This is a genomic window from Halomonas sp. 328 (assembly GCF_015645095.1).
Lineage (GTDB): Bacteria > Pseudomonadota > Gammaproteobacteria > Pseudomonadales > Halomonadaceae > Bisbaumannia.
In genome coordinates this window covers 64,803-89,400 of sequence record NZ_JADOTW010000013.1, presented here as the reverse complement: position 1 = coordinate 89,400, position 24,598 = coordinate 64,803, and the positions used below count along the sequence as shown (strand labels likewise).

General features: G+C 67.7%; 24 protein-coding genes. 10 read left to right on the top strand and 14 right to left on the bottom strand.

What is annotated here, in order from left to right; translation table 11 throughout:
• The 6 genes from IHD13_RS08400 (at window position 1) to IHD13_RS08375 (ending at window position 7,189) form a co-directional block, all read left to right on the top strand.
• Complete coding sequence (locus IHD13_RS08400) at window positions 1–2,676, top strand: [protein-PII] uridylyltransferase (protein WP_195860591.1); 2,676 nt, start codon at window positions 1–3, stop codon at window positions 2,674–2,676.
• 292 nt (window positions 2,677–2,968) lie between these two features.
• Window positions 2,969–4,168 carry a succinyldiaminopimelate transaminase gene (gene dapC / locus IHD13_RS08395; protein WP_195860590.1) on the top strand — a complete coding sequence of 400 codons (1,200 nt, stop codon included), beginning with the start codon at window positions 2,969–2,971 and terminating at the stop codon, window positions 4,166–4,168.
• Window positions 4,168–4,512, top strand: a complete 345-nt coding sequence (locus IHD13_RS08390) for an ArsC family reductase (protein ID WP_195860589.1) — start codon at window positions 4,168–4,170, stop codon at window positions 4,510–4,512. Before dapC ends, IHD13_RS08390 begins: the two co-directional genes overlap by 1 nt.
• Before the next feature lie 37 nt (window positions 4,513–4,549).
• On the top strand, window positions 4,550–5,575 hold the full coding sequence (gene dapD / locus IHD13_RS08385) for a 2,3,4,5-tetrahydropyridine-2,6-dicarboxylate N-succinyltransferase (protein ID WP_195860588.1): 1,026 nt from the start codon (window positions 4,550–4,552) through the stop codon (window positions 5,573–5,575).
• A gap of 56 nt (window positions 5,576–5,631) precedes the next feature.
• A complete protein-coding gene (dapE, locus tag IHD13_RS08380) occupies window positions 5,632–6,795 on the top strand; it encodes a succinyl-diaminopimelate desuccinylase (RefSeq protein ID WP_442786565.1) in 1,164 nt (387 codons plus the stop codon).
• A gap of 7 nt (window positions 6,796–6,802) precedes the next feature.
• Window positions 6,803–7,189, top strand: a complete 387-nt coding sequence (locus IHD13_RS08375) for a hypothetical protein (RefSeq protein WP_195860586.1) — start codon at window positions 6,803–6,805, stop codon at window positions 7,187–7,189.
• Between the two features lie 100 nt (window positions 7,190–7,289).
• On the opposite strand, the gene IHD13_RS18550 is transcribed toward IHD13_RS08375, so the two are convergent.
• Window positions 7,290–7,754, bottom strand: coding sequence for a cold-shock protein (locus IHD13_RS18550; protein WP_195860585.1), 465 nt, complete (start codon window positions 7,752–7,754; stop codon window positions 7,290–7,292).
• Between the two features lie 113 nt (window positions 7,755–7,867).
• Between IHD13_RS18550 and IHD13_RS08365 the strand changes: the two genes are divergently transcribed.
• Entirely contained in the window at window positions 7,868–8,146 is a 279-nt protein-coding gene (locus tag IHD13_RS08365) for a SlyX family protein (protein WP_195860584.1), read from the top strand.
• An 83-nt stretch (window positions 8,147–8,229) separates the two neighbouring features.
• Here the strand turns inward: IHD13_RS08365 and trxB are convergent, their stop codons facing one another.
• The 3 genes from trxB to IHD13_RS08350 form a co-directional block, all read right to left on the bottom strand.
• On the bottom strand, window positions 8,230–9,180 hold the full coding sequence (gene trxB, locus IHD13_RS08360; RefSeq protein ID WP_195860583.1) for a thioredoxin-disulfide reductase: 951 nt from the start codon (window positions 9,178–9,180) through the stop codon (window positions 8,230–8,232).
• 142 nt (window positions 9,181–9,322) lie between these two features.
• Window positions 9,323–9,925 (bottom strand): peroxiredoxin, encoded by a 603-nt coding sequence (locus IHD13_RS08355; protein ID WP_195860582.1) that lies wholly within the window; start codon window positions 9,923–9,925, stop codon window positions 9,323–9,325.
• A gap of 146 nt (window positions 9,926–10,071) precedes the next feature.
• Window positions 10,072–10,281 carry a CPXCG motif-containing cysteine-rich protein gene (locus tag IHD13_RS08350; protein ID WP_195860581.1) on the bottom strand — a complete coding sequence of 70 codons (210 nt, stop codon included), beginning with the start codon at window positions 10,279–10,281 and terminating at the stop codon, window positions 10,072–10,074.
• Between the two features lie 176 nt (window positions 10,282–10,457).
• On the opposite strand from IHD13_RS08350, the gene acnA reads away from it, so the two are divergent.
• Together acnA and IHD13_RS08340 are read left to right on the top strand one after the other, a co-directional pair.
• Window positions 10,458–13,217: an aconitate hydratase AcnA gene (gene acnA / locus IHD13_RS08345; protein ID WP_195860580.1), complete on the top strand. Its 2,760-nt coding sequence runs from the start codon at window positions 10,458–10,460 to the stop codon at window positions 13,215–13,217.
• A 208-nt stretch (window positions 13,218–13,425) separates the two neighbouring features.
• Complete coding sequence (locus tag IHD13_RS08340; RefSeq protein ID WP_195860579.1) at window positions 13,426–14,280, top strand: ABC transporter substrate-binding protein; 855 nt, start codon at window positions 13,426–13,428, stop codon at window positions 14,278–14,280.
• An 86-nt stretch (window positions 14,281–14,366) separates the two neighbouring features.
• Here IHD13_RS08340 and IHD13_RS08335 read toward each other — a convergent pair whose 3' ends face one another.
• The 10 genes from IHD13_RS08335 to radC all read right to left on the bottom strand — a co-directional run bounded on the left by IHD13_RS08335 (window position 14,367) and on the right by radC (window position 23,055).
• The gene (locus IHD13_RS08335; protein WP_195860578.1) at window positions 14,367–16,034 is read right to left on the bottom strand and encodes an NAD-dependent malic enzyme; all 1,668 of its coding nucleotides are present in this window, start codon (window positions 16,032–16,034) and stop codon (window positions 14,367–14,369) included.
• Window positions 16,035–16,216: 182 nt separating this feature from the next.
• Window positions 16,217–17,230 carry a tryptophan--tRNA ligase gene (locus IHD13_RS08330; RefSeq protein ID WP_195860577.1) on the bottom strand — a complete coding sequence of 338 codons (1,014 nt, stop codon included), beginning with the start codon at window positions 17,228–17,230 and terminating at the stop codon, window positions 16,217–16,219.
• Between the two features lie 96 nt (window positions 17,231–17,326).
• Window positions 17,327–18,442 carry an alanine dehydrogenase gene (gene ald / locus IHD13_RS08325; protein WP_195860576.1) on the bottom strand — a complete coding sequence of 372 codons (1,116 nt, stop codon included), beginning with the start codon at window positions 18,440–18,442 and terminating at the stop codon, window positions 17,327–17,329.
• 140 nt (window positions 18,443–18,582) lie between these two features.
• Window positions 18,583–19,023 carry an acyl-CoA thioesterase gene (locus IHD13_RS08320; protein WP_195860575.1) on the bottom strand — a complete coding sequence of 147 codons (441 nt, stop codon included), beginning with the start codon at window positions 19,021–19,023 and terminating at the stop codon, window positions 18,583–18,585.
• On the bottom strand, window positions 19,020–19,352 hold the full coding sequence (locus IHD13_RS08315; RefSeq protein ID WP_195860574.1) for a putative signal transducing protein: 333 nt from the start codon (window positions 19,350–19,352) through the stop codon (window positions 19,020–19,022). Before IHD13_RS08315 ends, IHD13_RS08320 begins: the two co-directional genes overlap by 4 nt.
• Window positions 19,353–19,358: 6 nt before the next feature.
• Window positions 19,359–20,549, bottom strand: coding sequence for a class I SAM-dependent rRNA methyltransferase (locus IHD13_RS08310; RefSeq protein ID WP_146804080.1), 1,191 nt, complete (start codon window positions 20,547–20,549; stop codon window positions 19,359–19,361).
• Between the two features lie 75 nt (window positions 20,550–20,624).
• Complete coding sequence (gene mutM, locus IHD13_RS08305) at window positions 20,625–21,446, bottom strand: bifunctional DNA-formamidopyrimidine glycosylase/DNA-(apurinic or apyrimidinic site) lyase (RefSeq protein ID WP_195860573.1); 822 nt, start codon at window positions 21,444–21,446, stop codon at window positions 20,625–20,627.
• A 235-nt stretch (window positions 21,447–21,681) separates the two neighbouring features.
• Entirely contained in the window at window positions 21,682–21,837 is a 156-nt protein-coding gene (gene rpmG, locus IHD13_RS08300) for a 50S ribosomal protein L33 (RefSeq protein WP_129140669.1), read from the bottom strand.
• A 25-nt stretch (window positions 21,838–21,862) separates the two neighbouring features.
• Window positions 21,863–22,099 (bottom strand): 50S ribosomal protein L28, encoded by a 237-nt coding sequence (gene rpmB / locus IHD13_RS08295; RefSeq protein ID WP_146804078.1) that lies wholly within the window; start codon window positions 22,097–22,099, stop codon window positions 21,863–21,865.
• Between the two features lie 281 nt (window positions 22,100–22,380).
• Window positions 22,381–23,055, bottom strand: coding sequence for a RadC family protein (gene radC, locus IHD13_RS08290; RefSeq protein ID WP_195860572.1), 675 nt, complete (start codon window positions 23,053–23,055; stop codon window positions 22,381–22,383).
• Between the two features lie 279 nt (window positions 23,056–23,334).
• Here radC and coaBC point away from each other — a divergent pair, with 279 nt between their 5' ends.
• A complete protein-coding gene (gene coaBC, locus IHD13_RS08285) occupies window positions 23,335–24,588 on the top strand; it encodes a bifunctional phosphopantothenoylcysteine decarboxylase/phosphopantothenate--cysteine ligase CoaBC (RefSeq protein ID WP_195860571.1) in 1,254 nt (417 codons plus the stop codon).
• The last annotated feature ends 10 nt before the right edge of the window (window positions 24,589–24,598 follow it).

Here is a 24,598-nt window from a genome sequence, read left to right as displayed (position 1 = left end):
ATGCTGCTACACCATCATCGCTTCCGCCCCGACCCGGGCCTGTTCGACGGCGAGGCCTTCGCCGCCGAACTGGAGACCCACCGCTCTCCCATCGCCCCCTTCAAGGCGGAGCTGAAGGCGATCCAGGCGCGCCTCGACGAGCACTTTCGCAATGGCGCCGATATCCGCGACCTGGTGCGTGGCCGCGCCTGGTGCCTCGACCAGCTACTGGCCATCGCCTGGGCCCGCCACCCCTGGCCCGACGAGGGGGTCGCCCTGCTCGCCGTGGGCGGCTACGGGCGCGGCGAGCTGCATCCCCACTCCGATATCGACCTGCTGTTCCTGCTCGAGGACGACGACGATACCCCCTACCGGGAGTCGCTCACCGCCTTTATCACCTTCCTCTGGGATATCGGCCTGGAGATCGGCCACAGCGTGCGCTCGCTGAACGACTGCGAGCGCGAGGCCCGCGATGATGTCACGGTGATCACCAACCTGCTGGAGAGCCGCACCCTGGCCGGGGCCGAGGGGCTGCGCCAGGCCATGCGCCAGCGCCTGGCCACCGAGCGGCTATGGCCGGCGGATCGCTTCTTCGAGGCCAAGTGGCAGGAGCAGATCGCCCGCCACTACCGCTACAACAACTCCGAGTATCACCTGGAGCCCAATATCAAGAGCTCCCCCGGCGGGCTGCGGGATATCCAGATGATCGGCTGGGTCGCCAAGCGCCACTTCGGCCCCCTGGGCTACGAGGAGCTGGTGGCCAACGGCTTCATGAACGACGCCGAGCTGCGCATCCTCAGCCAGGGCCAGGCCTTCCTGTGGCAGGTGCGTTATGCCCTGCACATGCTGGCCGGGCGCGCCGAGGATCGCCTGCTGTTCGACCACCAGCGCACCATCGCCGAACTGTTCGGCTACCGGGACACCCCGGAACGGCTGGCGGTGGAGCAGTTCATGAAACGCTACTACCGCCATGTGACGGCGCTGGCGGGCCTCAACGACATGCTGCTGCAGCACTTCGACGAGGTGATCCTGCGCGGCGAGGAGCGCCTCGAGACCCGCCCCCTCAACGACCGCTTCGAGGTCACCGGGGGCTATATCCAGGCGCGCAGCCCCGGCGTCTTCCGCTACCGGCCGGCGGCCCTGCTGGAGCTCTTCCTGCTGATGGCCCAGCATCCGGAGATCGAGGGGGTACGCGCCGACACCATCCGCCTGATCCGCGACCATCGCCACCTGATCGACGACCTCTACCGGGACGACCTGCGCCACCAGAGCCTGTTCATGGAGCTGCTGCGCTCCTCCGGCAACGTGGCCCGCCAGCTGCGGCGCATGAACCGCTACGGGGTGCTCGGCAAGTACCTGCCGGAGTTCGGCCAGGCGGTGGGGCTGATGCAGCACGACCTCTTCCATATCTATACCGTGGACGCCCACACCCTGCGCCTGCTCAAGTGCATCCAGCGCTTCCGCGAGCCGGAGGCCCGGGAGGAGTTCCCGGTGGCCTCGGTGCTGGTGCATCAGTTGCCCAAGCTGGAGCTGCTGTGGATCGCCGGCCTCTACCACGATATCGGCAAGGGGCGCGGCGGCGACCACTCCCTCCTCGGCGCCCGGGACGCCGAGGCCTTCTGCGAACGCCACGGCCTCTCGCCCCGGGACACCCGGCTGGTCAGCTGGTTGGTGGAGAACCACCTGCTGATGTCCAAGGTGGCCCAGAAGCGCGACATCACCGACCCGGACGTGATCCGCGACTTCGCCCGCCTGGTGCGTGACGAGATCCACCTGGACTACCTCTATGTGCTCACCGTGGCGGATATCAATGCCACCAACCCGGCGCTGTGGAACGGCTGGCGGGCCTCGCTGCTGCGCCAGCTGCATGCCGAGACCAAGCGTGCCCTGCGCCGCGGCCTGGAGAACCCGCCGGATCGCGAGGACTGGGTGCGCGAGACCCGCGAGGAGGCCTTCTCGCTGCTGCTGGCGGTGGGCGCCGACGGCCAGCGGGTGGCCCGGCTGTGGGACTCCCTGGGCGAGGAGTACTTCCTGCAGTACGCCCCCAGCGAGATCGTCTGGCAGACCCAGGGCATCCTCGCCCACGAGGGCTCTCGGCTGCCGCTGATCCTGATCAGCGCCCCCACCGAGGACATGGCCGAGGGCGGCACCAAGGTGTTTATCCACACCCGCTCCGCGGATGACCTCTTCGCCGCCACCGCCGCCGCCATGGACCAGTTGGGCCTCTCCATCCATGACGCGCGGATCGCCACCTCCAGCAACGACTGGACCCTCAACACCTTTATCGTCCTGGATCACCAGCACCAGGCGATCCGCGATCGCGACCAGCTGGAGGCGATCCGCGCCCACCTGGTGGAGGAGCTGGACGACCCGGAGGACTATCCGCAGATCGTCACCCGCCACACCCCGCGCCAGCTCAAGCACTTCCAGGTGCCGACCCGGGTCGCCCTGGAGCAGGACCTGGCCAACGAGCGCACCATGCTGGAACTGGTGGCCCCGGACCGCCCCGGCCTGCTGGCCCGGGTGGGGCGCATCTTCATGGAGCAGGACATCGCCCTCTCGGCGGCCAAGATCGCCACCCTGGGCGAGCGGGTCGAGGACGTCTTCTTTATCACTACCAAGGCCGGCGAGCCGCTGACCGACCCGGCCCGCCAGGAGCGGCTGCGGGCACGGCTGATCGAAGTATTGGACGTCTAAGCCGCCACGGGTTTGAGGCCCCAGGGCCGCTTCCCTATAATCGCTTGCCTAGGAGGCTGTCGGGCTTGACCGATCGTGACGAGAATCACGGATTTCGAGTCAAATTTATCGATCGATTGAGGCGAATAGCGAGCTATTTAACGAAATGGATCGAATGAAGTTGGCCGAAAGCCCGGGATTCGCAGTAGATCAGCGTTAAGTCCGACAGCCTCCTAGATGCACCCGGGGCCTCGGCATCCACGGGCCCGCGCCAATAACGATATCTCGCCCGCGCCGGGCGGCCAGGACACCCATGAATCCCGATCTCGACGCCCTCCAGCCCTATCCTTTCGAGAAGCTCGCCGCCCTGCGTGCCGGCGTCACGCCCCCCGCGGACCTCGAGCCGATCCCCCTGACCATCGGCGAGCCCCAGCATGCCCCCTATGCGGCGGCGCTGGAGAGCCTCACCGAGCATCGTCACGAGATGGCGCGCTATCCGGCCACCCCCGGGACGGCCGCGCTGCGCGAGGCAATCGCCGGCTGGGCGCGCCGGCGCTTCGGCCTGAGCGACCTGGATGCCGAGTCCCAGGTGCTGCCGGTGAACGGTACCCGGGAGGCGATCTTCGCCTTCGTCCAGGCGGCGCTGGACCGCACTCGGCCGGCCAGGGTGGCGGTGCCCAACCCCTTCTACCAGATCTACGAGGGCGCCACCCTGCTGGCCGGCGGCGAGCCCCTCTACCTGGACTGCACCGCCGAGAGCGGCTTCCGCCCCGATTTCGACGCCGTGCCCGCCGAGACCTGGCGCGAGGTGCAGATCGTCTTCCTCTGCTCGCCGGGCAACCCCACCGGGGCGGTCACGCCCCTCGACGAGTTCAAGACACTCATTGCCCTGGCGGATGAACACGACTTTATCATCGCCTCCGACGAGTGCTACTCGGAGCTCTACCTGGACGAGGCCGCCCCGCCCCCCGGGCTGCTCGAGGCCTGCGCGGCCCTGGGCCGTCACGACTATCGCCGCTGCCTGGTCTTCCACTCGCTTTCCAAGCGCTCCAACCTGCCGGGGCTGCGCTCCGGCTTCGTGGCCGGCGATGCCGGGCTGATCGCCCCCTTCAAGCGCTACCGCACCTACCACGGCTGCGCCATGTCGCTGCCGCTGCAGCACGCCTCCATCACTGCCTGGAGCGACGAGGCCCATGTGCGCGCCAACCGCGACGCCTACCGGGAGAAGTTCGCCGCGGTCACCGAGATCCTCGCCCCGGTCATGGACTTCCCCACCCCCGAGGCCAGCTTCTACCTCTGGCCGGCGGTGCCCGGCGGCGATGACGAGGCCTTCACCCGGGCGCTGTTCGCCGAGGAGCACGTCAGCGTGCTGCCGGGCAGCTATATGGGCCGCCCCGGCGCCGACGGGGTCAACCCCGGCCGCGGGCGCCTGCGCCTGGCCCTGGTCGCCGAGGTGGAGGCCACGGTGGAAGCGGCCCGGCGACTGCGCCGTTTTATCGAAAGGAGAGGCTGATGTTCACCCTGTACGGCATCAAGAACTGCGACACCTGCCGCAAGGCCCGCAAGGCCATGGACGGCTCCGGCATCCCCTACCAGTTCCATGACCTGCGCGAGGATGGCCTCTCGGCGCCGCTGCTCGAGCATCTTCTCGAGCGGGTGCCGGTGATGACCCTGCTCAACAAGCGCAGCACCACCTGGCGCCAGCTCGACGAGGCCGACAAGGCCGACGTCGATGCCAACAAGGCCCGTGAACTGATGCTGGCCCACCCCACCCTGCTCAAGCGCCCGCTGCTGGATACCGGCGGCGAGGTCCTGGTGGGCTACCGCGACGGCGACTACGACAATCTTCCGGGCTGAGCCGCGGCTCGCCCCATTTTCCAAGAGGACACACCCCATGCTGAGCTTTGCACTCGGAATCGGCACCCAGAACACCCAGGGCGACTGGCTGGAGATCTACTATCCGGCGCCCCTGCTCAACCCCGACGACAGCCTGGTGGCCGCCGCCGCCAAGGCCCTGGACGCCCCCGCCGGCAAGGCCGCGGTGAGCTTCCTGCCGGAGCATTGTGCCGCCCTGGCCAGCGCCCTGCGCGAGGCCGGTCATGCCGACCAGGCCGAGCTGGCCGAGGCCTTCGCCGCGAGCCAACGGCCGCTGGTCGCCATGTTCCTGGCCGAGGACAGCGCTCCGGAGTCCGCTCCCGAGGTCTACCTCAAGCTGCACCTGCTCTCCCACCGCCTGGTCAAGCCCCACGGCCTGGACCTTACCGGCATGTTCGGCCTGCTGCGCAACGTGGCCTGGACCAGCGAGGGCGCCATCGATATCGAGGAGCTGCCGGCGCGCCGCCTCAAGGCACGCCTGGAAGGGCGCCCCCTCTCGGTGGACTGCGTCGACAAGTTCCCCAAGATGACCGATTACGTGGTTCCCGGCGGCGTGCGCATCGCCGACACCGCCCGGGTACGCCTGGGCGCCTACCTGGGCGAGGGCACCACCGTGATGCACGAGGGCTTCGTCAACTTCAATGCCGGTACCGAAGGCCCCGGCATGATCGAAGGGCGCATCTCCGCCGGCGTGATGGTGGGCAAGGGCTCCGATCTCGGCGGCGGCTGCTCCACCATGGGCACCCTCTCCGGCGGCGGCAATATCGTCATCAAGGTGGGTGAAGGCTGCCTGATCGGCGCCAATGCCGGCATCGGCATCCCGCTGGGCGATCGCTGCACCGTGGAAGCGGGCCTCTATATCACCGCCGGCGCCAAGGTCGTCTTGCTCGACGACCAGGGCCAGGAGGTCCAGACCGTGGCCGCCCGCGACCTGGCCGGCCAGGACGACCTGCTGCTGCGTCGCAACTCGGTCAATGGCCGCATCGAATGCCTGACCAACAAGAGCGCCATCGCCCTCAACGAAGCGCTGCACGCCCACAACTAAGCGCCTCCGGGCCCGCCACAGAGCGGGCCCGGCCCTCTTCCCGATCAGGAATGCCCATGTCCGCCAGTGCCTCCTCTGCCGACCTCTCCCCCACCCTCGACCTCGCCATGGACTTGATGCGGCGCCCCTCGGTGACTCCCGATGACGCCGGCTGCCAGGCGGTGATGATCGAGCGCCTGGAACGGCTCGGCTTCCATATCGAGCCCCTGCCCTTCGGCGACGTGGAGAACTTCTGGGCGGTGCGTGGCCACCACGGCCCGGTGCTGGCCTTCGCCGGCCATACCGACGTGGTGCCCAGCGGCCCCCATGTGCATTGGCAGCACCCCCCCTTCGAACCCTGCATCGACGAGGAGGGCATGCTCTGGGGACGCGGCGCCGCCGACATGAAGGGCAGCCTGGCGGCTATGATCACCGCGGTGGAGCGCTTCGTGACCGCCCATCCGGAGCACCCTGGCAAGATCGCCTTCCTGATCACCTCCGACGAGGAGGGGCCCGCGGTCGATGGCACCCGGGCCGTGGTGGCGCACCTGCGCGAGGCCCACGAGCGCCTCGACTACTGCATCGTCGGCGAACCCTCCTCCACCAGCGAACTCGCCGACGTGATCAAGAACGGTCGCCGCGGCTCGCTCGGCGGCGTGCTGCATATCAAGGGCAAGCAGGGCCATGTGGCCTACCCCCATCTGGCCCGCAACCCCATCCACGAGGCGGCGCCGGCCCTGGATGCGCTGGTGCATGAGCATTGGGACGACGGCAACGCCTTCTTCCCGGCCACCAGCTTCCAGATCTCCAATATTCGCGCCGGTACCGGCGCCACCAACGTGATTCCCGGCGAGCTGGAGGTGGTCTTCAACTTCCGCTACTCCACCGAGGTGACCCACGAACAGCTGCGAGAGCGCACCGAGGCGATCCTCGCCGCCCAGGGCCTCGACTTCCATATCGACTGGACCCTCAACGGCGAGCCCTTCCTCACCGCCGAGGGGGAGCTGGTGGAGGCCGCGGTGAGCGGCGTCGAGGCGGTACTGGGGCGGCGCCCCGAGCTCTCCACCGCCGGCGGCACCTCGGATGGGCGCTTTATCGCCACCCTGGGCACCCAGGTGGTGGAGCTGGGCCCCCTGAATGCCACCATCCACCAGGTCAACGAGCGGATCCGCGCCGCCGACCTGGACACCCTGAGCCTGATCTACGAGGCGATCCTCGACCGTCTCTTCATTAATTCCTGAGGCGATTATGGATCACTATCCAGATATCGAGATCTACCTGGCCGAAGCCGACCGTGAGCGGCTCGATGCCTGGCTGGGTGAACGCCTGGACGCTCCGCCCCTGGCCCCCGCGGGGCGCGGCAAGTGGCGTACCCGGGGACGCTGCCAGGGCGACTGCGTGCCGGTGCTGCTGGTGGAGAAGGCCGCCGACGGTTTTGCCAGCCTGTGGTTCGACAGCCCCGCGACCCCTTGGGCGGATGACCGAAGCTGCGCCCGCGAAGCCGCCGACGCCCTCGGCTGCGAGGTGCGCTGCTCCCTGGGCGGCTGGCAGCCCGGCGACGACCCGGACCGCTTCTGGCGGGTGCGCCCGGGCCAGGAGGGGGAGCTCTTTCACTGGCCCGACTCCGGGCAGTGAGCGATGCCCTACCCCGGATACGACAATGCCCCGCCGAGGCGGGGCATTGTCGTCAGTCGCGGGGACGGGCAAAACCCGCCGAGCGATGTCAGGCCGTTTATCAGGTGATCACGGTGACATCGTCGGCTTGAAGCCCCCGCTCATTCTCGATCACCTGGTAACGCACCTTCTGGCCCTCGGCCAGGGTTCGGTGCCCCTTGCCGCGAATGGCCCGGAAATGCACGAAGACATCCTGGCCATTGCCGCGGGTGATAAAACCGTAGCCCTTGTTGACGTTGAACCACTTCACCTCACCGATCTCGCGATCGTCGGCTTCCACCTCGGCCAGGGTCGCCAGCCGGGGGGTCAGCAGGTTGACCGCCAGGGTGGCCACCAGCAGCGACAGGAAGACCGCGGCGGCGGCCGCCAGATAGGTGGCCGCCACCTCGCCGGAGGCGAGCAACTCACCGAGCAGGGCCGCCAGGTCGGCATTGGCCTGGGCCACCAGCACGGCCACCAGCAGCGGGGCCGGGGTAGCGAGCAGCAGGCTGATCAGGCTACAACGAAGCAATACCTTTTGATTCATGGACCTCGACTTCTCTTGTTATGAAGACAGTAAAAACGCCAGCACGGCGGCGACGAGAAGCGGCGTCCGGATACGACAACGATGCCGGTAACAACCACGATGAAGGTGCCGCTATGCATGACGAGACAGACCCGAGCGATTCTAGCACGTCAAATCCAGGCCCGCTCGCCCGGCTGGAAGCCCGCCTGGAGGCGCTGGAGAGCCGCATCGCCTATCAGGAGCACTGGCTGGAGACCCTGGATCAAGCGGTGGCCGACAAGGAGCGCCGGCTGGATCACCTGGAGCGCCTCAGCCAACTGATGCAGACCAGGCTGAGGGAGCAGCACCACGCCCTGCAGGAACAGGAGGACGGCGGCTACTCCCCCGAACACGAAGTGCCGCCGCACTACTAGGCAGGAGCGAGGAGCCGCATTCGGCCCGCATTGCTGGCCACAAGGGGAGGGGCTTGTGGCGGTGGCTTGCTCCTGGCCGCTTATCAGAGCTCGTCGAGGTAACGCTCGGCGTCGAGGGCGGCCATGCAGCCGGTCCCGGCGGAGGTGACCGCCTGGCGGTAGACATGGTCCATGACGTCACCGGCGGCGAAGACGCCGGGAACGCTGGTGGCGGTGGCATTGCCGTCGAGGCCTGACTTCACCTGGATATAGCCATTGTTCATCTCCAGTTGCCCCTCGAAGATGCCGGTGTTGGGGCTATGGCCGATGGCGATAAAGAGCCCCGGCGCCTGGATCTCCTTGGTGCTGCCATCCAGGGTGGACCGGATGCGCACCCCGGTCACGCCGCTGTTGTCGCCCAGCACCTCGTCCAGGGTGTGGTTCCACTCCAGTACGACGTTGCCGTTCGCGGCCTTCTCGAACAGCTTGTCCTGGAGGATCTTCTCGGCACGCAGGCTGTCGCGGCGATGCACCAGGGTCACCTTGGACGCGATATTGGAGAGATAGAGCGCTTCTTCCACGGCGGTATTGCCGCCGCCCACCACCACCACTTCCTGGTTGCGGTAGAAGAAGCCGTCGCAGGTGGCACAAGCGGAGACCCCCTGGCCCATGAACTGCTGCTCGGAGGGCAGCCCCAGGTAACGGGCGCTGGCGCCAGTGGCGATGATCAGGGCATCGCAGGTATAAGTGCCGCTATCGCCCTTGAGGGTAAAGGGGCGCTCGCCCAGGCTCACCGCATTGATATGATCGAACAGCACCTCGGTATCGAAGCGCTCGGCGTGACGCTTCATGCGCTCCATCAGCTCCGGCCCCTGAACGCCGTTCTCGTCGCCGGGCCAGTTGTCCACATCGGTGGTGGTGGTCAGCTGCCCCCCCGCCTGGATGCCGGTGATCAGCAGCGGCTTGAGGTTGGCACGGGCCGCATAGACGGCGGCGGTATAGCCGGCCGGGCCGGAACCGAGAATGATCAGGCGTTCATGGCGTACTTCGCTCATCGGAAACCTCGTCGCGTCATCAAAGGCGGGGATGTTCTGGTCTGGGCCCTGACAGGACACAGGCCACAACACCGACGGCATTGTAACACCGCCCCGAACGTAAAGAGGCGGCCCGCAGGCCGCCTCCTCACACTAGGGTCGCTTACAGGGCTTCTGCATTGGCGCCCAGGTACTTGGCCACGCCTTCGGCGTCGGCCTGCATACCTTCTTTACCCTCTTCCCAACCGGCCGGGCAGACTTCGCCGTTGGCCTGGTGGTGCTTGAGGGCCTTGACCATGCGCACCATCTCGTCGACGTTGCGGCCCAGCGGCAGGTTGTTGACCACCTGGTGCTGGACGACGCCATCTTCGTCGATCAGGAAGGAGGCGCGCAGGGCGACGCCGGCTTCCGGATGCTCGATGCCGTAGGCCTGGGCGATGTCGTGCTTGACGTCGGCCACGATCGGGAAGCCGACTTCACCGATGCCGCCGGCCTCCGGAGAGGTCTTGCGCCAGGCGTAGTGGGTGAACTGGGAGTCGATGGAGACACCGATCACCTCGACGCCCAGGTCACGGAAAGCGGCCAGACGGTTGTCGTGGGCGATGATTTCGGACGGGCACACGAAGGTGAAGTCCAGCGGCCAGAAGAACAGGACGCGGAGCTTGCCGTTGCTGTCGGAGAGCTTGAAGTTCTCGACGATCTCACCGTTACCCAGAACGGCTGCCGCTTCGAAATCCGGGGCTTGACGACCAACCAGTACGCTCATGCAAATCTCCTTAACGAGAGTGGGTGTTGCTGTCGTGAACTTGAACGGGGACTAGACTAAGGTGGGTGCCCCGATATGGCAATTTAATAAGCCCAATAGGACATATAGCCGGACCCTATCTGCGCCCGATGACGACCCCATGACGGCTAGACGACCTCGTCATCCCGCCCCAGGGTCACCTCCACCGATTCCCCATCGGCGGCTGCCACTTCCACCCTGACCTGGATCGGCGCACAGCAGCGCGGACAATCCTCCCAGGTCTGATGGCTGCCCTGGCTGGCATCCACCAGCAGGTCGAAGGCAGTGCTACAGTAGGGACAGTGCACGGCCAGAGAATTCAGCATTTCTTCATGCATGTCAGGCTCCCCGCGCACCGCCGGGCAAATAAGAAGATGGGGGCGGCGCGCACTGCCTTCAAGTCTAGCCGCCCCTCGCCTTGAAGACGCCCTCTGTCATGCCCATCTCTGACCCATGGGAGCTCGATGGCGGCCACCCCGCCGACGGACCGACCAGCCTCGATAAGGAGGAACGCATGAACGCGACCACGCCGAACTGCCAGCAGACCCTGGACGCCGGTGGCACCACCTACCACTACTACAGCCTGCCGAAGGCCGCCGAGACCCTCGGCGATATCACCCGCCTGCCCAAGACCTTGAAGATCCTCCTGGAGAACCAGCTGCGCTTCGCCGAGGACGATAGCGTCTCGGCGGACGACATGCAGGCCCTGGTCGACTGGCAGCGCCAGGGGCGCTCCGATCGAGAGATCGGCTACCGCCCCGCCCGGGTGCTGATGCAGGATTTCACCGGGGTGCCCGGGGTGGTGGACCTGGCCTCCATGCGCGCCGCCGTGGAGGCCCTCGGCGAGGATCCGGCACGCATCAACCCCCTGTCGCCGGTGGACCTGGTGATCGACCACTCGGTGATGGTCGACAAGTTCGGCAACCCCACGGCCTTCAGGGACAACGTGGCCATCGAGATGGAGCGCAATCACGAGCGCTACGCCTTCCTGCGCTGGGGGCAGCAGGCCTTCGACAATTTCCGGGTGGTGCCGCCGGGCACCGGCATCTGCCACCAGGTCAACCTGGAGTACCTGGGCAAGACGGTGTGGACCAAGCCGGAGGACGGCAAGACCCTGGCCTACCCCGACACCCTGGTGGGCACCGACTCCCACACCACCATGATCAACGGCCTGGGGGTGCTCGGCTGGGGCGTCGGCGGCATCGAGGCCGAGGCGGCCATGCTCGGCCAACCGGTCTCCATGCTGATCCCCGAGGTGATCGGCTTCAAGCTCACCGGCCGGCTCAAGGAGGGCATCACCGCCACCGACCTGGTGCTGACGGTCACCGAGATGCTGCGCAAGAAGGGCGTGGTGGGCAAGTTCGTGGAGTTCTATGGCGACGGCCTCGAGGACCTGCCCCTGGCCGACCGCGCCACCATCGCCAACATGGCCCCAGAGTACGGCGCCACCTGCGGCTTCTTCCCGGTGGACGACGAAACCCTCCACTACCTGCGCCTGACCGGCCGCGACGACGACCAGGTCGCCCTGGTGGAGGCCTATTGCAAGGCCCAGGGGCTATGGCGGGAGCCCGGCGACGAGCCGATCTTCAGCGATACCCTGCACCTGGACATGGGCGAGGTGGTGGCCAGCCTGGCCGGTCCCAAGCGGCCCCAGGACCGCGTCGCCCTGCCCGAGGTACCCGCGGCCTTCACGGGTTTCATGCGCGACGATGGCAAGGCCCCGATCGAGGCCCCCACCGACACCTCCAACGAGAACGGCAATCTCGCCTCGGAAGGCGGCCAGACCGCGGTGGGTATCGAGGACAGCTACGAGCACCACGACAGCCAGGAGATCGACCTGGATGGCGAGGCATTCAAGCTTCACCCCGGCGCAGTGGTGATCGCCGCCATCACCTCCTGCACCAACACCTCCAATCCCAGCGTGATGATGGCCGCCGGCCTGCTGGCGCGAAAGGCCCGGGAGAAGGGCCTGACCACCAAGCCCTGGGTCAAGACGTCCCTGGCACCGGGCTCCAAGGTGGTCACCGATTACCTGGAGGCCGGCGGTTTCAGCGAGGACCTGGAGGCCCTGGGCTTCCACCTGGTGGGCTACGGCTGCACCACCTGCATCGGCAACTCCGGCCCCCTGGCCGAGCCCATCGAGCAGGCCATCGAGGCCGGCGACCTGGCGGTGGCCTCGGTGCTCTCCGGCAACCGCAACTTCGAGGGCCGGGTGCATCCCCTGGTCAAGACCAACTGGCTCGCCTCGCCGCCCCTGGTCGTGGCCTATGCCCTGGCCGGTAACGTGCGCCTCGACCTTAGCCGCGACCCGCTGGGCAACGGCAAGGATGGCAAGCCGATCTATCTCAAGGACCTGTGGCCGAGTCAGACGGAGATCGCCGAGGCGGTGGCCAAGGTCAACACCCAGATGTTCCACAAGGAGTACGCCGAGGTCTTCGACGGCGACGACGCCTGGCGGAGCATCGAGGTCCCCCAGAGCCAGGTCTACCAGTGGTCCACGGACTCCACCTATATTCAGCATCCCCCCTTCTTCGCGGGCATGGGACGCGAACCCGAAGCCATCGAGGATATCGAGGAGGCCCATATCCTGGCCCTGCTGGGCGACTCGGTGACCACCGACCATATCTCCCCGGCCGGGGCCATCAAGCCCGACAGCCCTGCCGGGCGCTACCTGCAGGAGCGTGGCGTCAAGCCGGTGGACTTCAACTCCTACGGCTCGCGGCGCGGCAACCACGAGATCATGATGCGCGGCACCTTCGCCAATGTGCGCATCAGAAACGAGATGCTCGACGGCGTGGTGGGCGGCGAGACCCGCCATGTGCCCTCCGGCGAGCAGTTGGCGATCTATGACGCCGCCATGCGCTACCAGCAGGAGGGCTCCCCCCTGGTGGTGATCGCCGGCAAGGAGTATGGCACCGGCTCCAGCCGCGACTGGGCCGCCAAGGGGACCCGGCTGCTCGGCGTGCGCGCGGTACTGGCGGAGTCCTTCGAGCGCATCCACCGTTCCAACCTGATCGGCATGGGCGTGGTGCCGCTGCAGTTCCCCGAGGGAGAGAGCCGCGAGACGCTGGGCCTGACCGGCGACGAACGGGTCTCCATCGCGGGGCTTTCCGAGCTGACCCCGGGCGGCAAGGTCAAGGTGACCATCGCCTCCGACCAGGGCGAGAAGCACCTCGAGGCGCTATGCCGCATCGATACCGCCAACGAGCTGGAGTACTACCGCCACGGCGGCATCCTCCACTATGTACTGCGCAAGATGATCGGTTCGGCCTGAATAGGTTTGGCCTGAATAGGTTTGGCCGGAACAGGCTCGGCCTGAACGGGCTCGGCCTGACGGCGTATCGCCCCTCCCACCAGGCGGCCCCTGATGGGCCGCCCCCTGCAACACCCCGTTCGAGGATTCGCGGCCGACAGGCGCTCCATGATCTGAGATAGTGCGAGGGATTATCCCCTGCGACTCATTCTCGACAAAAGGAGCGACGATGACGCCTCGTCTTACCCTGGCCGCCGCCCTGCTGGTCCTGGCCGGCAGCGCCCAGGCCGAATCCCCGGAACGCCTCGCCGTCTTCGACCTGGGCAGCCTCGATACCCTCGACGCCCTGGCCCTGGAATCCCGCGTCGCCGGGGTCCCCAAGCAGACCCTGCCCGACTACCTCGCGGCCTTCGAAGACGACGCCTATGCGGATCTCGGCGGCCTGCGCTCCCCCGACCTGGAGGCCCTGGCGACCCTGGATCCCTCGCTGATCGTGATCACCGGGCGCCAGGGAGACTGGCGGGAGGAGTTCGCGGCCCTGGCCGACGTCGAGGATACCTCCCTCACCGGTGACGACTACCTGGCCGCGGTGGACGCCAACGCCCGCCGTCTGGCCGAGCGTCTCGAGGCCGATGCCGAGCCGGCCCTGACGGCACTGCATGCCCATGTCGAGGCGGCCCGGCAAGCCCTGGACGGCGCCCCCGCGGTGCTGGTGGCCACCCACAACGGCGGCAACCTGATGCTCAACTCCCACCCGGTGGTTCACCAGGTACTGGGGCTGGCCCAGCCGAGTGGAGCCGCCGAGCTGCCCGGCGAAGCCCGTGGCGAGCGAGTCTTCACGCCGCTTTCCCCCGATACCGTGGCCGAGCTGGCTCCCGAGGCGCTACTGATCGTCGATCGCAGCGCCGCCATCGGCGATGCCCCCCTGGTGACGAACGAGCTGGAGGCGGCGCTGGCCGCGGTGGGTGCCGAGTCGACCCGGGTCGTGGTGCTCTCCCCCGCCCTCTGGTACCTCTCCGGCGGCGGCCTGCAGAGCCTGCGCCTGCAGGTCGACGAGGTGGTGGCCGCCCTGTCCCAGGACTGAGAGCCGGCGCCCGCCATCACGCAACGGGCCCCGCCAGATGGCGGGGCCCGTTGCGTTACCCTGTCGTCGCTTTAGGCAAGCCCGGCTTAGAAGGCCCGGCGACGGTAATCCCGGTAGCGCGGGTACCAGAAATTGGCTTCGATGGCCGCCCTGAGGGTCTCATCGTCGCTGCGCAGCGCCACCCCCTCGGCCTGGGCCTGCTTGGCCACGTCGAAGGCGATGGCCAGGCTGACCTCGCGGATCTCCGACAGGGCCGGCAGCAGGGCGCCCTCTCCCTCCCTGACCATCGGCGCGGTCTTGGCCAGGGCATTGGAGGCGGCCATCAGCATGCCATCGGTGACCCGAGTGGCCCCGGCGGCGATCACCCCCAGGCCGATGCCGGGGAAGATATAGGCATTGTTGCACTGGGCGATGGGGTAGCTCTGACCGTCGAGTTCCACCGGCGCGAAGGGGCTGCCGGTGGCCACCAGGGCCTGCCCCTTCGTCCAGGTCAGCACCTCCTCGGGGGTCGCCTCGACCTTGGAGGTGGGGTTGGAGAGCGGCATCACCAGGGGCCGCGGGCAGCCGGCGTGCAGCGCTTCGATCGCCTCCCGGGTAAAGAGGCCGCGCTGGCCGGAGACGCCGATCAGCACCGTGGGCCTGGCCTGCCGGATCACCCCCAGCAGGCTGGTATCGGCGAAGTCGCCGGCGTCGTGGGCCAGACGCGCCTGGAAATCGTGCAGTTCCTGCATGTCACGGGTCAGCAGGCCGTGGCGGTCCACCATGAAGATCCGCGCCCGGGCCTCGGCCTCGGCGAGCCCTTCGGCCTGCATGGCCAGGATGATCTGCTCGGCGATACCGCAGCCGGCGGAGCCGGCGCCGACGAAGGCGACCCGCTGCTCGCTGACCTTCTCGCCCTTGGCCTTGCAGGCGGCCAGCAGGGTGCCCACGCAGACCGCGGCGGTGCCCTGGATATCGTCGTTGAAGCAGCACAGCTCGTCCCGGTAGCGCTCCAGCAGCGGCATGGCGTTGGTCTGGGCGAAGTCCTCGAACTGCAGCAGCACCTTGGGCCAGCGGCGCTTCACCGCGGCCATGAAGTCGGCGATAAAGGCGTCATACTCCGCCTGGGAGACCCGCGGATGGCGCCAGCCCATGTACATGGGGTCGTCGAGGAGTTGCTGGTTGTTGGTGCCCACGTCGAGGGTGATGGGCAGGGTATAGGCGGGGCTGATGCCGCCGCAGGCGGTGTAGAGGGAGAGCTTGCCGATGGGAATGCCCATGCCGCCGATGCCCTGGTCGCCGAGCCCCAGGATGCGCTCGCCGTCGGTGACCACGATCACCTTGACGTTGTCCTTGGTGGCGCTGCGCAGGATATCGTCCATATGCGCCCGGTCCGGATAGCTGATGAAGAGGCCCCGGTGGTTGCGGTAGATATTGGAAAACTCCTCGCAGGCCTCCCCCACGGTGGGGGTGTAGATGATCGGCAGCATCTCCTCCAGGTGCTCCTCCAGCAGCCGGAAGAAGAGGGTCTCGTTGTCGTCCTGAATGGCACGCAGGTAGATATGCCGGTCCAGGTTGGTCTGGCACTGCTGGTACTGGCGGTAGGCCCGCTCCGCCTGCTCCTCGATGGACTCCACGTTCTGCGGCAAGAGCCCCACCAGATTGAAGGCGATGCGCTCCTGGAGGGTAAAGGCACTGCCCTTGTTGAGCAGCGGCATCTCCAGAAGCGAAGGGCCGGCATAGGGTACATAGAGGGGACGCTTGGTCTCGTTCATCTCTCGTCTCGCGCTGTTCTGTGTGGGATCGTGGGCCGTTTGGCGCTCTGCCGGCGCCTCCTCTTATGGCTGCGAGCTTAGCATGTCCGTATACAAAATCACCCACCCGGGCAGGAGGCCAGGATGGGTGAAAAAGGGGCCGGAGGACTCGGGATCGAGCTCCCCGGCATGGCGGGCGATCCTTAGACGAACCGCCCCAGCCCCACCGCCTGGCGCAGGCGATCCATGGTGGGCGCCGCCTGGGCGCGGGCCCGCTCGGCGCCTTTCATCAGTACCGACTCGATATGGCCGGGATCCTCCATCAGCGCCTGATAGCGCTCCCGGGGCTCGCGCAGCTGCTCGTTGAGGTGCTCGAAGAGGCGGTTCTTGGCGTCGCCCCAGCCGATGCCGTTGGCATACTCCTGGCGCATCGCCTCGGCCTCCTCGGCGCTGGCGAAGGCGGAGTAGATCTGGAAGAGGGTGCAGGTATCCGGGTCCTTGGGCTCGCCGGGCTCTAGGGAGTTGGTCTTGATCTTGCGCACCAGCTTGAGCAGCTTCTTCTCGGCGACGAACAGCGGGATGGTGTTGTTGTAGCTCTTGGACATCTTGCGACCGTCCAGGCCATTGAGCACCGCCACCTTGTCGTCCACCACCGCCTCGGGGAGGGTGAAGAAGTTGTCCTTGAAGAGGTGGTTGAAGCGCCCGGCCATGTCCCGGGCCATCTCGATATGCTGGATCTGGTCGCGGCCCACCGGCACCTTGTTGGCATTGAACATCAGGATGTCCGCGGCCATCAGCACCGGGTAGCCGAACAGGCCCATGGTGATGCCCTTGTCCGGGTCCTGGTTGCCGGCCTCCTCGTTCTCGGCCACCGCCGCCTTGTAGGCGTGGGCACGGTTCATCAGCCCCTTGGCGCAGACGCAGGAGAGCATCCACATCAGCTCGGGAATCTCGGGAATGTCCGACTGGCGATAGAAGATGGCATTGTCGGTATCCAGGCCCAGGGCCAGCCAGGTGGCGGCGATCTCGCGCCGTGACTCCTGCACCCGCTGGGGGTCCTGGCACTTGATCAGGGCGTGGAAGTCGGCGAGGAAATAGTAGGACTGGACGTTGGGGTCCTGGCTCGCCGCGATGGCGGGGCGGATGGCCCCCACATAGTTGCCGAGGTGGGGCGTGCCGGTGGTGGTGATACCGGTAAGAACGCGTGTCTTGGTCATGAAATCGATGGGCTCTGTCGGGATCGTTGACGAATGGGCCCATCTTAACGCGGCGCCCCGATCAAGGCGACCGGGGCGCCGACTGCCCAGCCTGGTTTAGCCGACCAGGGAGGCCGGATCGACACTCTCCAGGCCGAAGGCCTCGGCCACGGCGGCATAGGTGACCTGGCCCTGGTGCACGTTGAGCCCCGGCAGGAAGTGGGGGTCGTCGGCCAGGGCCTGTTGCCACCCCTTGTCGGCCAGGGCAATCACGAAGGGCAGGGTAGCATTGGTCAGCGCCTGGGTGGAGGTGCGTGCCACCGCCCCGGGCATATTGGCCACGCAGTAGTGGACGATCTCGTCCACCACATAGGTGGGCTCGGCATGGGTGGTGGGCTTGCTGGTCTCGAAGCAGCCGCCCTGGTCGATGGCCACGTCCACCAGCACGCTGCCCGGCTTCATCTCGGCCAGCATGGCACGGGTGATCAGCTTGGGGGCGGCGGCCCCGGGCACCAGCACGGCGCCGACGATCAGGTCGGAGTCGCGCACCACCTCGTCGAGGGCGTCGGCGGTGGAGAAGACCGTCTTCATGCGCCCCTGGTAGCGATCATCCAGGGTCTCCAGGCGCGGGATCGACTTGTCCAGCACCGTTACCTCGGCCCCCAGCCCCAGCGCCATGCGGGCGGCGTTCTCGCCCACCACGCCACCGCCGATCACCGCCACCCGGGCCGGCGCCACCCCGGGCACCCCCGGCAGCAGGATGCCGGCGCCCCCCTGGGCCTTCTCCAGGCTATGGGCGCCGGCCTGGATGGCCATGCGCCCGGCCACGGTGCTCATGGGGGCCAGCAGCGGCAGGCCGCCCTGGCGATCGGTGACGGTTTCATAAGCGATGCTGGTGGCGCCGCTCTCCATCAGCCCCCGGGTCAGGGCCTCCTCGGCGGCCAGGTGCAGGTAGGTGAAGAGCGTCTGGCCGGCGTTCAGGCGTGCCACCTCCTCGGGCTGGGGCTCCTTCACCTTGAGGACCAGCTCGGCCTCGCGCCAGAGCGTCGCCACCTCGGTCTCCAGGGTGGCCCCGGCGGCCTCATAGGCGGCATCGGGAAAACCGGCCCCCTCGCCGGCGCCGGCCTGCACCGTCACCCGATGGCCACGGGCCACCAGCTCCCGGGCACCGGTCGGGGTCAGGGCCACCCGGTATTCATGGTTCTTGATCTCCTTGGGGACGGCGATCTTCATGGCACCTCCTGAATGGGCATCGGTGACTGGCGTGAGATCATGCTCTCATTACAGCACAGCCATGCAATCACGATAGTTCCACGGAGAAGTTCAGCAATATCTCTGGGATCAGAGGGCTTTTTCAGAAGGTTCGGCCGAGGTCAGGGCGTTTCACAGACCAGGGCGGCGCCATAGCGCTCGCGGAAGGCCGCCGGCAGGCGCCGGGGACGCCCGCTGGAGAGGGCGATGCAGGCGAAGCGAGTGCGGGCCCGCAGCAGGGTGCAATCATCGGCGGGGCGGCGCAGCTGGAAGCGCCGGGTCAGGGTCAGGCGACCGTCGCAGTCGACGATCCAGGTGGCCAGGGCCAGGCGCTCCCCCTCGAAGGCCGGCGCCAGGTAATCGATCTCGTGACGATGCACCGCCATGCCCCGATCCAGGCTTCGGTAATCGTCCAGGGTCAGGCCCAGGGCGGCGGAGTGGGCCCAACTGACCCGCTCGATCCAGCGCAGGTATTCGGCGTTGTTGACGTGGCCATACTCGTCGATGGCGGCGGCCTCCACCTCGAGTTCGAGGATAAAGGGCTCGGGCAGCTCCCAACTCACGCCTGACCTCCTTCCCTGGGGGTTCCACACTGCCAGCAGGTATCGAAGACGCCCTCCAGGGCCTCGCCACAGCCCGGGCAACGCCAGGCAGGACGCGATGACGCCCCCTCCAGGGCGTCGCGAATCAGCGCCTCGGCCCGGGCGGCGTTATGGGGGGCCACCCAGACCTCCGGCTCGCACTCCCCCAGGGGCAGCTCGCCGGCGCCGCCGCCGAGGGTCATGTTGCGCAGCTCCGCGGGAATACCGGCGGCCGCCAGCAGGTTATGCAGATGGCTCACCAGCAGCCCATTGCTATGGGCAAAGACCCGCACATAGGAGGGTGCCGTCATCGAACCTCAGTCTCGGAAGACCCGGACGCCCAGGGCCTTGAGGTAGCTGGTTTCCGGAATGGCCGGGTGCACCGGATGATCCGGCCCCTGATGGCCCTGGTAGATCACCTGGCCGTGGCGGTCCTGATGACGTACCGCCCCGCGCACCACGTCAACCAGCCGCTCGGGGGCCAGGTGCATGGAGCAGGAGGCGGAGAGCAGCAGACCATCCCGACCCAGCAGGCGCATCGCCTCGCGGTTGAGCCGCGAGTAGGCCCGCTCGCCGTTGGGGATGTCCTTGCGCTTCTTGATGAAGGCGGGCGGGTCGAGGATCACCACGTCGAACTGTTCGCCGTCGGCCTTGAGGGCGGCCAGGGCCTCGAAGGCATCGCCCTCACCCACCGCCACCTGGTCGGTCAGGCCGTTGAGGGCGGCGTTCTCGGCGACCCGCTCCAGGGCCTGGGCGGAGGCGTCCACACAGAGCACCTCGCGGGCGCCATGGGCAGCAGCCTGCACGCCCCAGCCGCCCACGTAGCTGAACAGGTCGAGGACGCGCTTGCCGGCCACCAGGCCGTTGAGCCAGGCGCGGTTGCTGCGATGGTCATAGAACCAGCCGGTCTTCTGGCCATCCAGCACCGGGGCGACGAAGCGCACGCCGTTCTCCTCCAGCAACACCTGGTCGGGCAGCTCGCCGTGGACGACCTCCACCTGGGCCTCGAGCTGCTCCTGGCGACGCCCGGAGGAGTCGTTCTTGAAGACGATGGCCCGCGGCGAGAGGACCTTGTCCAGGGCCGCCACCACCTCCTCGGCGAGGCGCTCCATGCCCAGGGTGTTGAGCTGCACCACCAACACGTCGTCGAAGCGGTCCACCACCAGGCCCGGCAGCAGGTCCCCCTCGCCGTGGACCAGGCGATAGAAGGGCTTGGCATAGAGGCGCTCGCGCAGGCCCAGGGCCTGCTTGAAGCGGTGCACCAGCAGGGAGCGGTCGAGGCGCACCTCGGCGTCCCGGGAGACCACCCGGGCGCAGATCAGCGAGTGGGGGTTCACGTAGGCGATCCCCATGGCCTTGCCATTGGCCGCCTCGATCACCGCCTGGGCACCGGGCTCGATGCCCTTGAGGGGCGTGGCCTCGATATCGATCTCGTTGGAGTAGAGCCACAGGTGGCCCGCCTTGAGGCGGCGGTCGGCATTCTTCTTCAGGCGCAGGCGTTCGGTCACGGGGCTCTCCGTCAAGCAGACGTTTGGTTCATGGGGGGCATTGTACCCCAGGAGGGGCCATCAAGCGGCCCCGAATCAGTGTTGGCAAGCGGCGCAGTAGACACTGGCTCGCTGGCCGAGGGTCACCAGGCGCAGCTCGGCGCCACAGCGCCGGCAGGGCTGGCCATCGCGCCCATAGACATTGAGGCGCTGAGCGAAATAGCCCGGCTCGCCGGTGCCGCTGACGAAGTCGCGCAGGGTGGTGCCACCCTGGGTAATGGCGGCGGCGAGCACCTCGCGCACCGCCACGGCCAGGCGCTCATAGCGCTCCTGCGAGATACGCCCGGCGGCGCGACGTGGATCGATCCCGGCCAGGAAGAGCGCCTCGCTGGCGTAGATATTGCCCACGCCCACCACCACGGCATTGTCCATCAGGAAGGGTTTCACGCTCAGGCGACGCCCCCGTGACAGTCGATAGAGGCGCGCCCCATCGAAGGCCTCGGAAAGGGGCTCCGGCCCCAGGCGTGCCAGGCGCGGGTCGCTCTCGGGGCTTCCCTGGAGCCAGTCGACGAAGCCGAAGCGGCGCGGGTCGTGGTAGCGCAGCACCCCGCCATCGTCGAGCACCAGGTCGATATGGTCGTGCTTGCGGGGCAGCTCGCCGAGGTGGGCGATACGCAGGCTGCCGGACATCCCCAGGTGCCAGACCAGGCTGCGGGGGTCGTCGGCCAATGGCATCAGCAGGTACTTGGCGCGACGCCCCAGGGCACCGATACGCGCCCCCACCAGGGCGTTCTCCAGCCCGTCGGGCACCGGGGTGCGCAGGCGCCGTTCGCGCACCCGCACCTCGCGGATCTCGCGCCCCTCGACATAAGGTGCGATTCCCCGCCGCGTCGTCTCGACCTCGGGCAATTCCGGCATCTCTCGATCGCCTCCTTATCGGCTGATGGCTATCGACTGGCTAGCGGCCTGCGCAGGGGCGCGAACCATGCACCCCTCCCTCTCTATCATGCGGCGCAATTCCCCGCCGTGTCGTCTCGACCTCGGGCGATTCCGGCATCTAGCGCCTCCTCGCTACCTGTCAGATACGCAAGAACCCGGTCGAAACCGGGTTCTCGGGGCAGGCCGACGCGCCTGCGGTGGAAGCGATCAAGACTTACTTGATCTTGGCTTCCTTGTACATCACGTGCTTGCGGACGACCGGATCGTACTTCTTGAATTCGAGCTTGTCCGGAGTGTTCCGCTTGTTCTTGTTGGTGGTGTAGAAGTGGCCGGTACCGGCGCTGGACACCAACTTGATCTTGTCACGCATGACAGCTTCTCCCAGGAGTTAAGACTTAGATGCTTTCACCGCGCTTGCGGATATCGCCGAGCACCGCTTCGATGCCCTTCTTGTCGATGATGCGCATGCCTTTGGAGGAGACGCGCAGCTTGACGAAGCGCTTCTCGGACTCCACCCAGAAACGGTGGCTGTGCAGGTTCGGCAAGAAACGACGACGGGTCTTGCGCTGGGAGTGTGAAACGTTATTACCAGTCACCGGGCGCTTGCCGGTAACCTGACATACTTTGGACATGGGAGCCTCCAACCGCGTGGCGAGTTGTTCAAAACCTGTCGGGCAAACCGGGAAGGGCGAACGGCAGGTCACCGCCTCATGCCCCCTACATTTAACCCAAGGGAATTCAAAGGCTGCACTTTATACCAGACGCGGCAAGACACGGCAAGCGCCGTGCGTCGTTCCGCCCCGGGCGGCAGCTCGGGATTCGCACTCGGAGCCGGCAATTGCCGGCATAAATTGTGGGGACAGCGAGGCTATCGAGGCGCCATCCTACCCCAAGCAGGGCGGGCGTTCCAGCGTTACAGCCAGCCCCGTTCGGCGAAGGAGACGACCTCGGCATCGCCCACCACGAAATGGTCCAGCACGCGGATCTCGAAGAGCGCCAGGGCCGCCTGGAGGCGTTCGGTGATGCGCCGGTCCGCATCGCTGGGCTCGGCCACCCCCGAGGGGTGGTTATGGGCGAAGATCAGCGCCCCGGCGCCCAGCTCCAGGGCGCGCCTGGCCACCTCCCGGGGATAGACGGAGGCGCTGTCGAGGGTGCCGCGGAACAGCGACTCGAAGCGGATCACCCGATGCTGGCTGTCCAGGAAGAGGGCCGCGAACTCCTCGTGCCCCAGGTGGCGCAGCCGTGAGGCAAGATAGGCCCGCACCAGGGTCGGCGAGGTGAGGGCCGCCTCCCGGGCCAGCTGGCTGGCCAGATGCCGCCGGGAGAGCTCCAGGCTGGCCTGGAGCTGCACGAACTTGGCCATGCCCAGGCCCCGCTCGGCGCAGAAGCGCGCCTGGTCGGCCTCCAGCAGCGGGCGCAGGCCGCCGAAGGCGTTCAGCAGGTCCCGGGCCAGGTCCACCGCCGAGCGCCCCGCCACCCCCACCCGCAGGAAGATCGCCAGCAGCTCCGCGTCCGAGAGCGCCTCGGCCCCCAGCGCCAGGAGCTTTTCCCGGGGGCGCTCCCCCTCCGGCCAGTCACGAATCGACATCGGGTGCCTCCTTGCACGGCCTGGGCCTTATTCCAGTGTAGATAAAGGCACCACAGCCAGAGTGTCCGAGGGGCGCTGGGGGAAGGCTGGAGCAAAGCGTCTTTTTCATGGACGAAAAAGTCGAGCGCCCAGGGATGGGTCTACAGCGTCTTTGCGAAAGCCTCCCCCAGGGTAGCCCCGAGCCCTTCAGGGCTACGCCAGGCTTCACGTGCGGGCGACTACGCAAGGCGGGGCGCCGGTGGTAAGGTAGGCGCCTGGATTTTTCGTGCGGATACCGCCATGTCTTCACTCTCCGGCACCTCCCTCGCCGGCACTCCCCTGGCCGGCCGTCGCGTCCTGCTGGGCATCAGCGCCGGCATCGCCGCCTACAAGAGCGCTCACCTGGCCCGGCTGCTGAAGAAGGCCGGCGCCGAGGTCCGCGTGGTCATGACCGAGGGCGCCCAGGCCTTTATTGCGCCCCTGACCCTCCAGGCCCTGACCGGCGAGCCGGTGCGTACCTCATTGCTCGACCCCGAGGCCGAGGCGGGCATGGGCCATATCGAACTGGCCAAGTGGGCCGAGCTGATCCTGATCGCCCCGGCCACCGCCGACCTGATGGCGCGCCTGGCCCAGGGCATGGCGGACGACCTGCTCACCACCCTGTGCCTGGCCAGCGAGGCCGACCTGGTCATGGCCCCGGCCATGAACCAGGCCATGTGGCGCCACCCGGCGACCCAGCGCAACGCCCTGCGCCTGCAGGCCGACGGCTGGCGCCTGCTGGGCCCGGAGGCCGGCGACCAGGCCTGCGGCGACGTGGGACCGGGGCGCATGCTGGAGCCGGAGGAGATCCTCGCCGACCTGGAGGCGACCGACAGCCGGCCCGCCACCGGGCGCCATGTGGTGATCACCGCCGGTCCCACCCGGGAGCCCCTGGACCCGGTGCGCTACCTCTCCAACCACAGCTCCGGCAAGATGGGCTACGCCCTGGCCGAGGCCGCCGCGGCCCTGGGTGCCAGGGTCACCCTGATCAGCGGCCCGGTCACCCTGGCGACCCCCGCCGGGGTGGAACGCCTCGACGTGGAGAGCGCCGCCGAGATGCACGACGCCGCCCAGCGCCTGGCCGGCGAGTGCGACCTCTTTATCGGCTGCGCGGCGGTGGCGGACTACCGTGCCGAGCAGGTCGCCGAGCACAAGATCAAGAAGCGCGATGACGACGACGGCCTGACCCTCAGGCTGGTCAAGAATCCGGATATCATCGCCGCCGTGGCGGCCCGGGCCGACCGCCCCTATGTGGTGGGCTTCGCCGCCGAGACCCGCGATGTGGAGCGCTACGCCCGGGACAAGCTGACCCGCAAGAAGCTCGACATGGTGGTGGCCAACGACGTCTCCCGGGCCGGCCTCGGCTTCGGCGCCGATGACAACGCCGCCCTGCTGCTGTGGCGCCAGGGCAACCGGGAGGCCCGCCGCGAGCTCCCCCCCCAATCCAAGCGCGACCTGGCCCGGGCGATCCTCGAGACCGCCCTGGAGGCCCAGGCGGCGACCTCACCTCGATAAGCACAGGTTT

Bases quoted from the DNA above. Each gene is read 5' to 3' on its own strand.
- IHD13_RS08400 (WP_195860591.1), top strand. From the start codon at position 1: ATGCTGCTACACCATCATCGCTTCCGCCCCGACCCGGGCCTGTTCGAC.
- dapC (WP_195860590.1), top strand. From the start codon at position 2,969: ATGAATCCCGATCTCGACGCCCTCCAGCCCTATCCTTTCGAGAAGCTC.
- IHD13_RS08390 (WP_195860589.1), top strand. From the start codon at position 4,168: ATGTTCACCCTGTACGGCATCAAGAACTGCGACACCTGCCGCAAGGCC.
- dapD (WP_195860588.1), top strand. From the start codon at position 4,550: ATGCTGAGCTTTGCACTCGGAATCGGCACCCAGAACACCCAGGGCGAC.
- dapE (WP_442786565.1), top strand. From the start codon at position 5,632: ATGTCCGCCAGTGCCTCCTCTGCCGACCTCTCCCCCACCCTCGACCTC.
- IHD13_RS08375 (WP_195860586.1), top strand. From the start codon at position 6,803: ATGGATCACTATCCAGATATCGAGATCTACCTGGCCGAAGCCGACCGT.
- IHD13_RS18550 (WP_195860585.1), bottom strand. From the start codon at position 7,754: ATGAATCAAAAGGTATTGCTTCGTTGTAGCCTGATCAGCCTGCTGCTC.
- IHD13_RS08365 (WP_195860584.1), top strand. From the start codon at position 7,868: ATGCATGACGAGACAGACCCGAGCGATTCTAGCACGTCAAATCCAGGC.
- trxB (WP_195860583.1), bottom strand. From the start codon at position 9,180: ATGAGCGAAGTACGCCATGAACGCCTGATCATTCTCGGTTCCGGCCCG.
- IHD13_RS08355 (WP_195860582.1), bottom strand. From the start codon at position 9,925: ATGAGCGTACTGGTTGGTCGTCAAGCCCCGGATTTCGAAGCGGCAGCC.
- IHD13_RS08350 (WP_195860581.1), bottom strand. From the start codon at position 10,281: ATGCATGAAGAAATGCTGAATTCTCTGGCCGTGCACTGTCCCTACTGT.
- acnA (WP_195860580.1), top strand. From the start codon at position 10,458: ATGAACGCGACCACGCCGAACTGCCAGCAGACCCTGGACGCCGGTGGC.
- IHD13_RS08340 (WP_195860579.1), top strand. From the start codon at position 13,426: ATGACGCCTCGTCTTACCCTGGCCGCCGCCCTGCTGGTCCTGGCCGGC.
- IHD13_RS08335 (WP_195860578.1), bottom strand. From the start codon at position 16,034: ATGAACGAGACCAAGCGTCCCCTCTATGTACCCTATGCCGGCCCTTCG.
- IHD13_RS08330 (WP_195860577.1), bottom strand. From the start codon at position 17,230: ATGACCAAGACACGCGTTCTTACCGGTATCACCACCACCGGCACGCCC.
- ald (WP_195860576.1), bottom strand. From the start codon at position 18,442: ATGAAGATCGCCGTCCCCAAGGAGATCAAGAACCATGAATACCGGGTG.
- IHD13_RS08315 (WP_195860574.1), bottom strand. From the start codon at position 19,352: ATGACGGCACCCTCCTATGTGCGGGTCTTTGCCCATAGCAATGGGCTG.
- mutM (WP_195860573.1), bottom strand. From the start codon at position 21,446: ATGCCGGAATTGCCCGAGGTCGAGACGACGCGGCGGGGAATCGCACCT.
- rpmG (WP_129140669.1), bottom strand. From the start codon at position 21,837: ATGCGTGACAAGATCAAGTTGGTGTCCAGCGCCGGTACCGGCCACTTC.
- rpmB (WP_146804078.1), bottom strand. From the start codon at position 22,099: ATGTCCAAAGTATGTCAGGTTACCGGCAAGCGCCCGGTGACTGGTAAT.
- radC (WP_195860572.1), bottom strand. From the start codon at position 23,055: ATGTCGATTCGTGACTGGCCGGAGGGGGAGCGCCCCCGGGAAAAGCTC.
- coaBC (WP_195860571.1), top strand. From the start codon at position 23,335: ATGTCTTCACTCTCCGGCACCTCCCTCGCCGGCACTCCCCTGGCCGGC.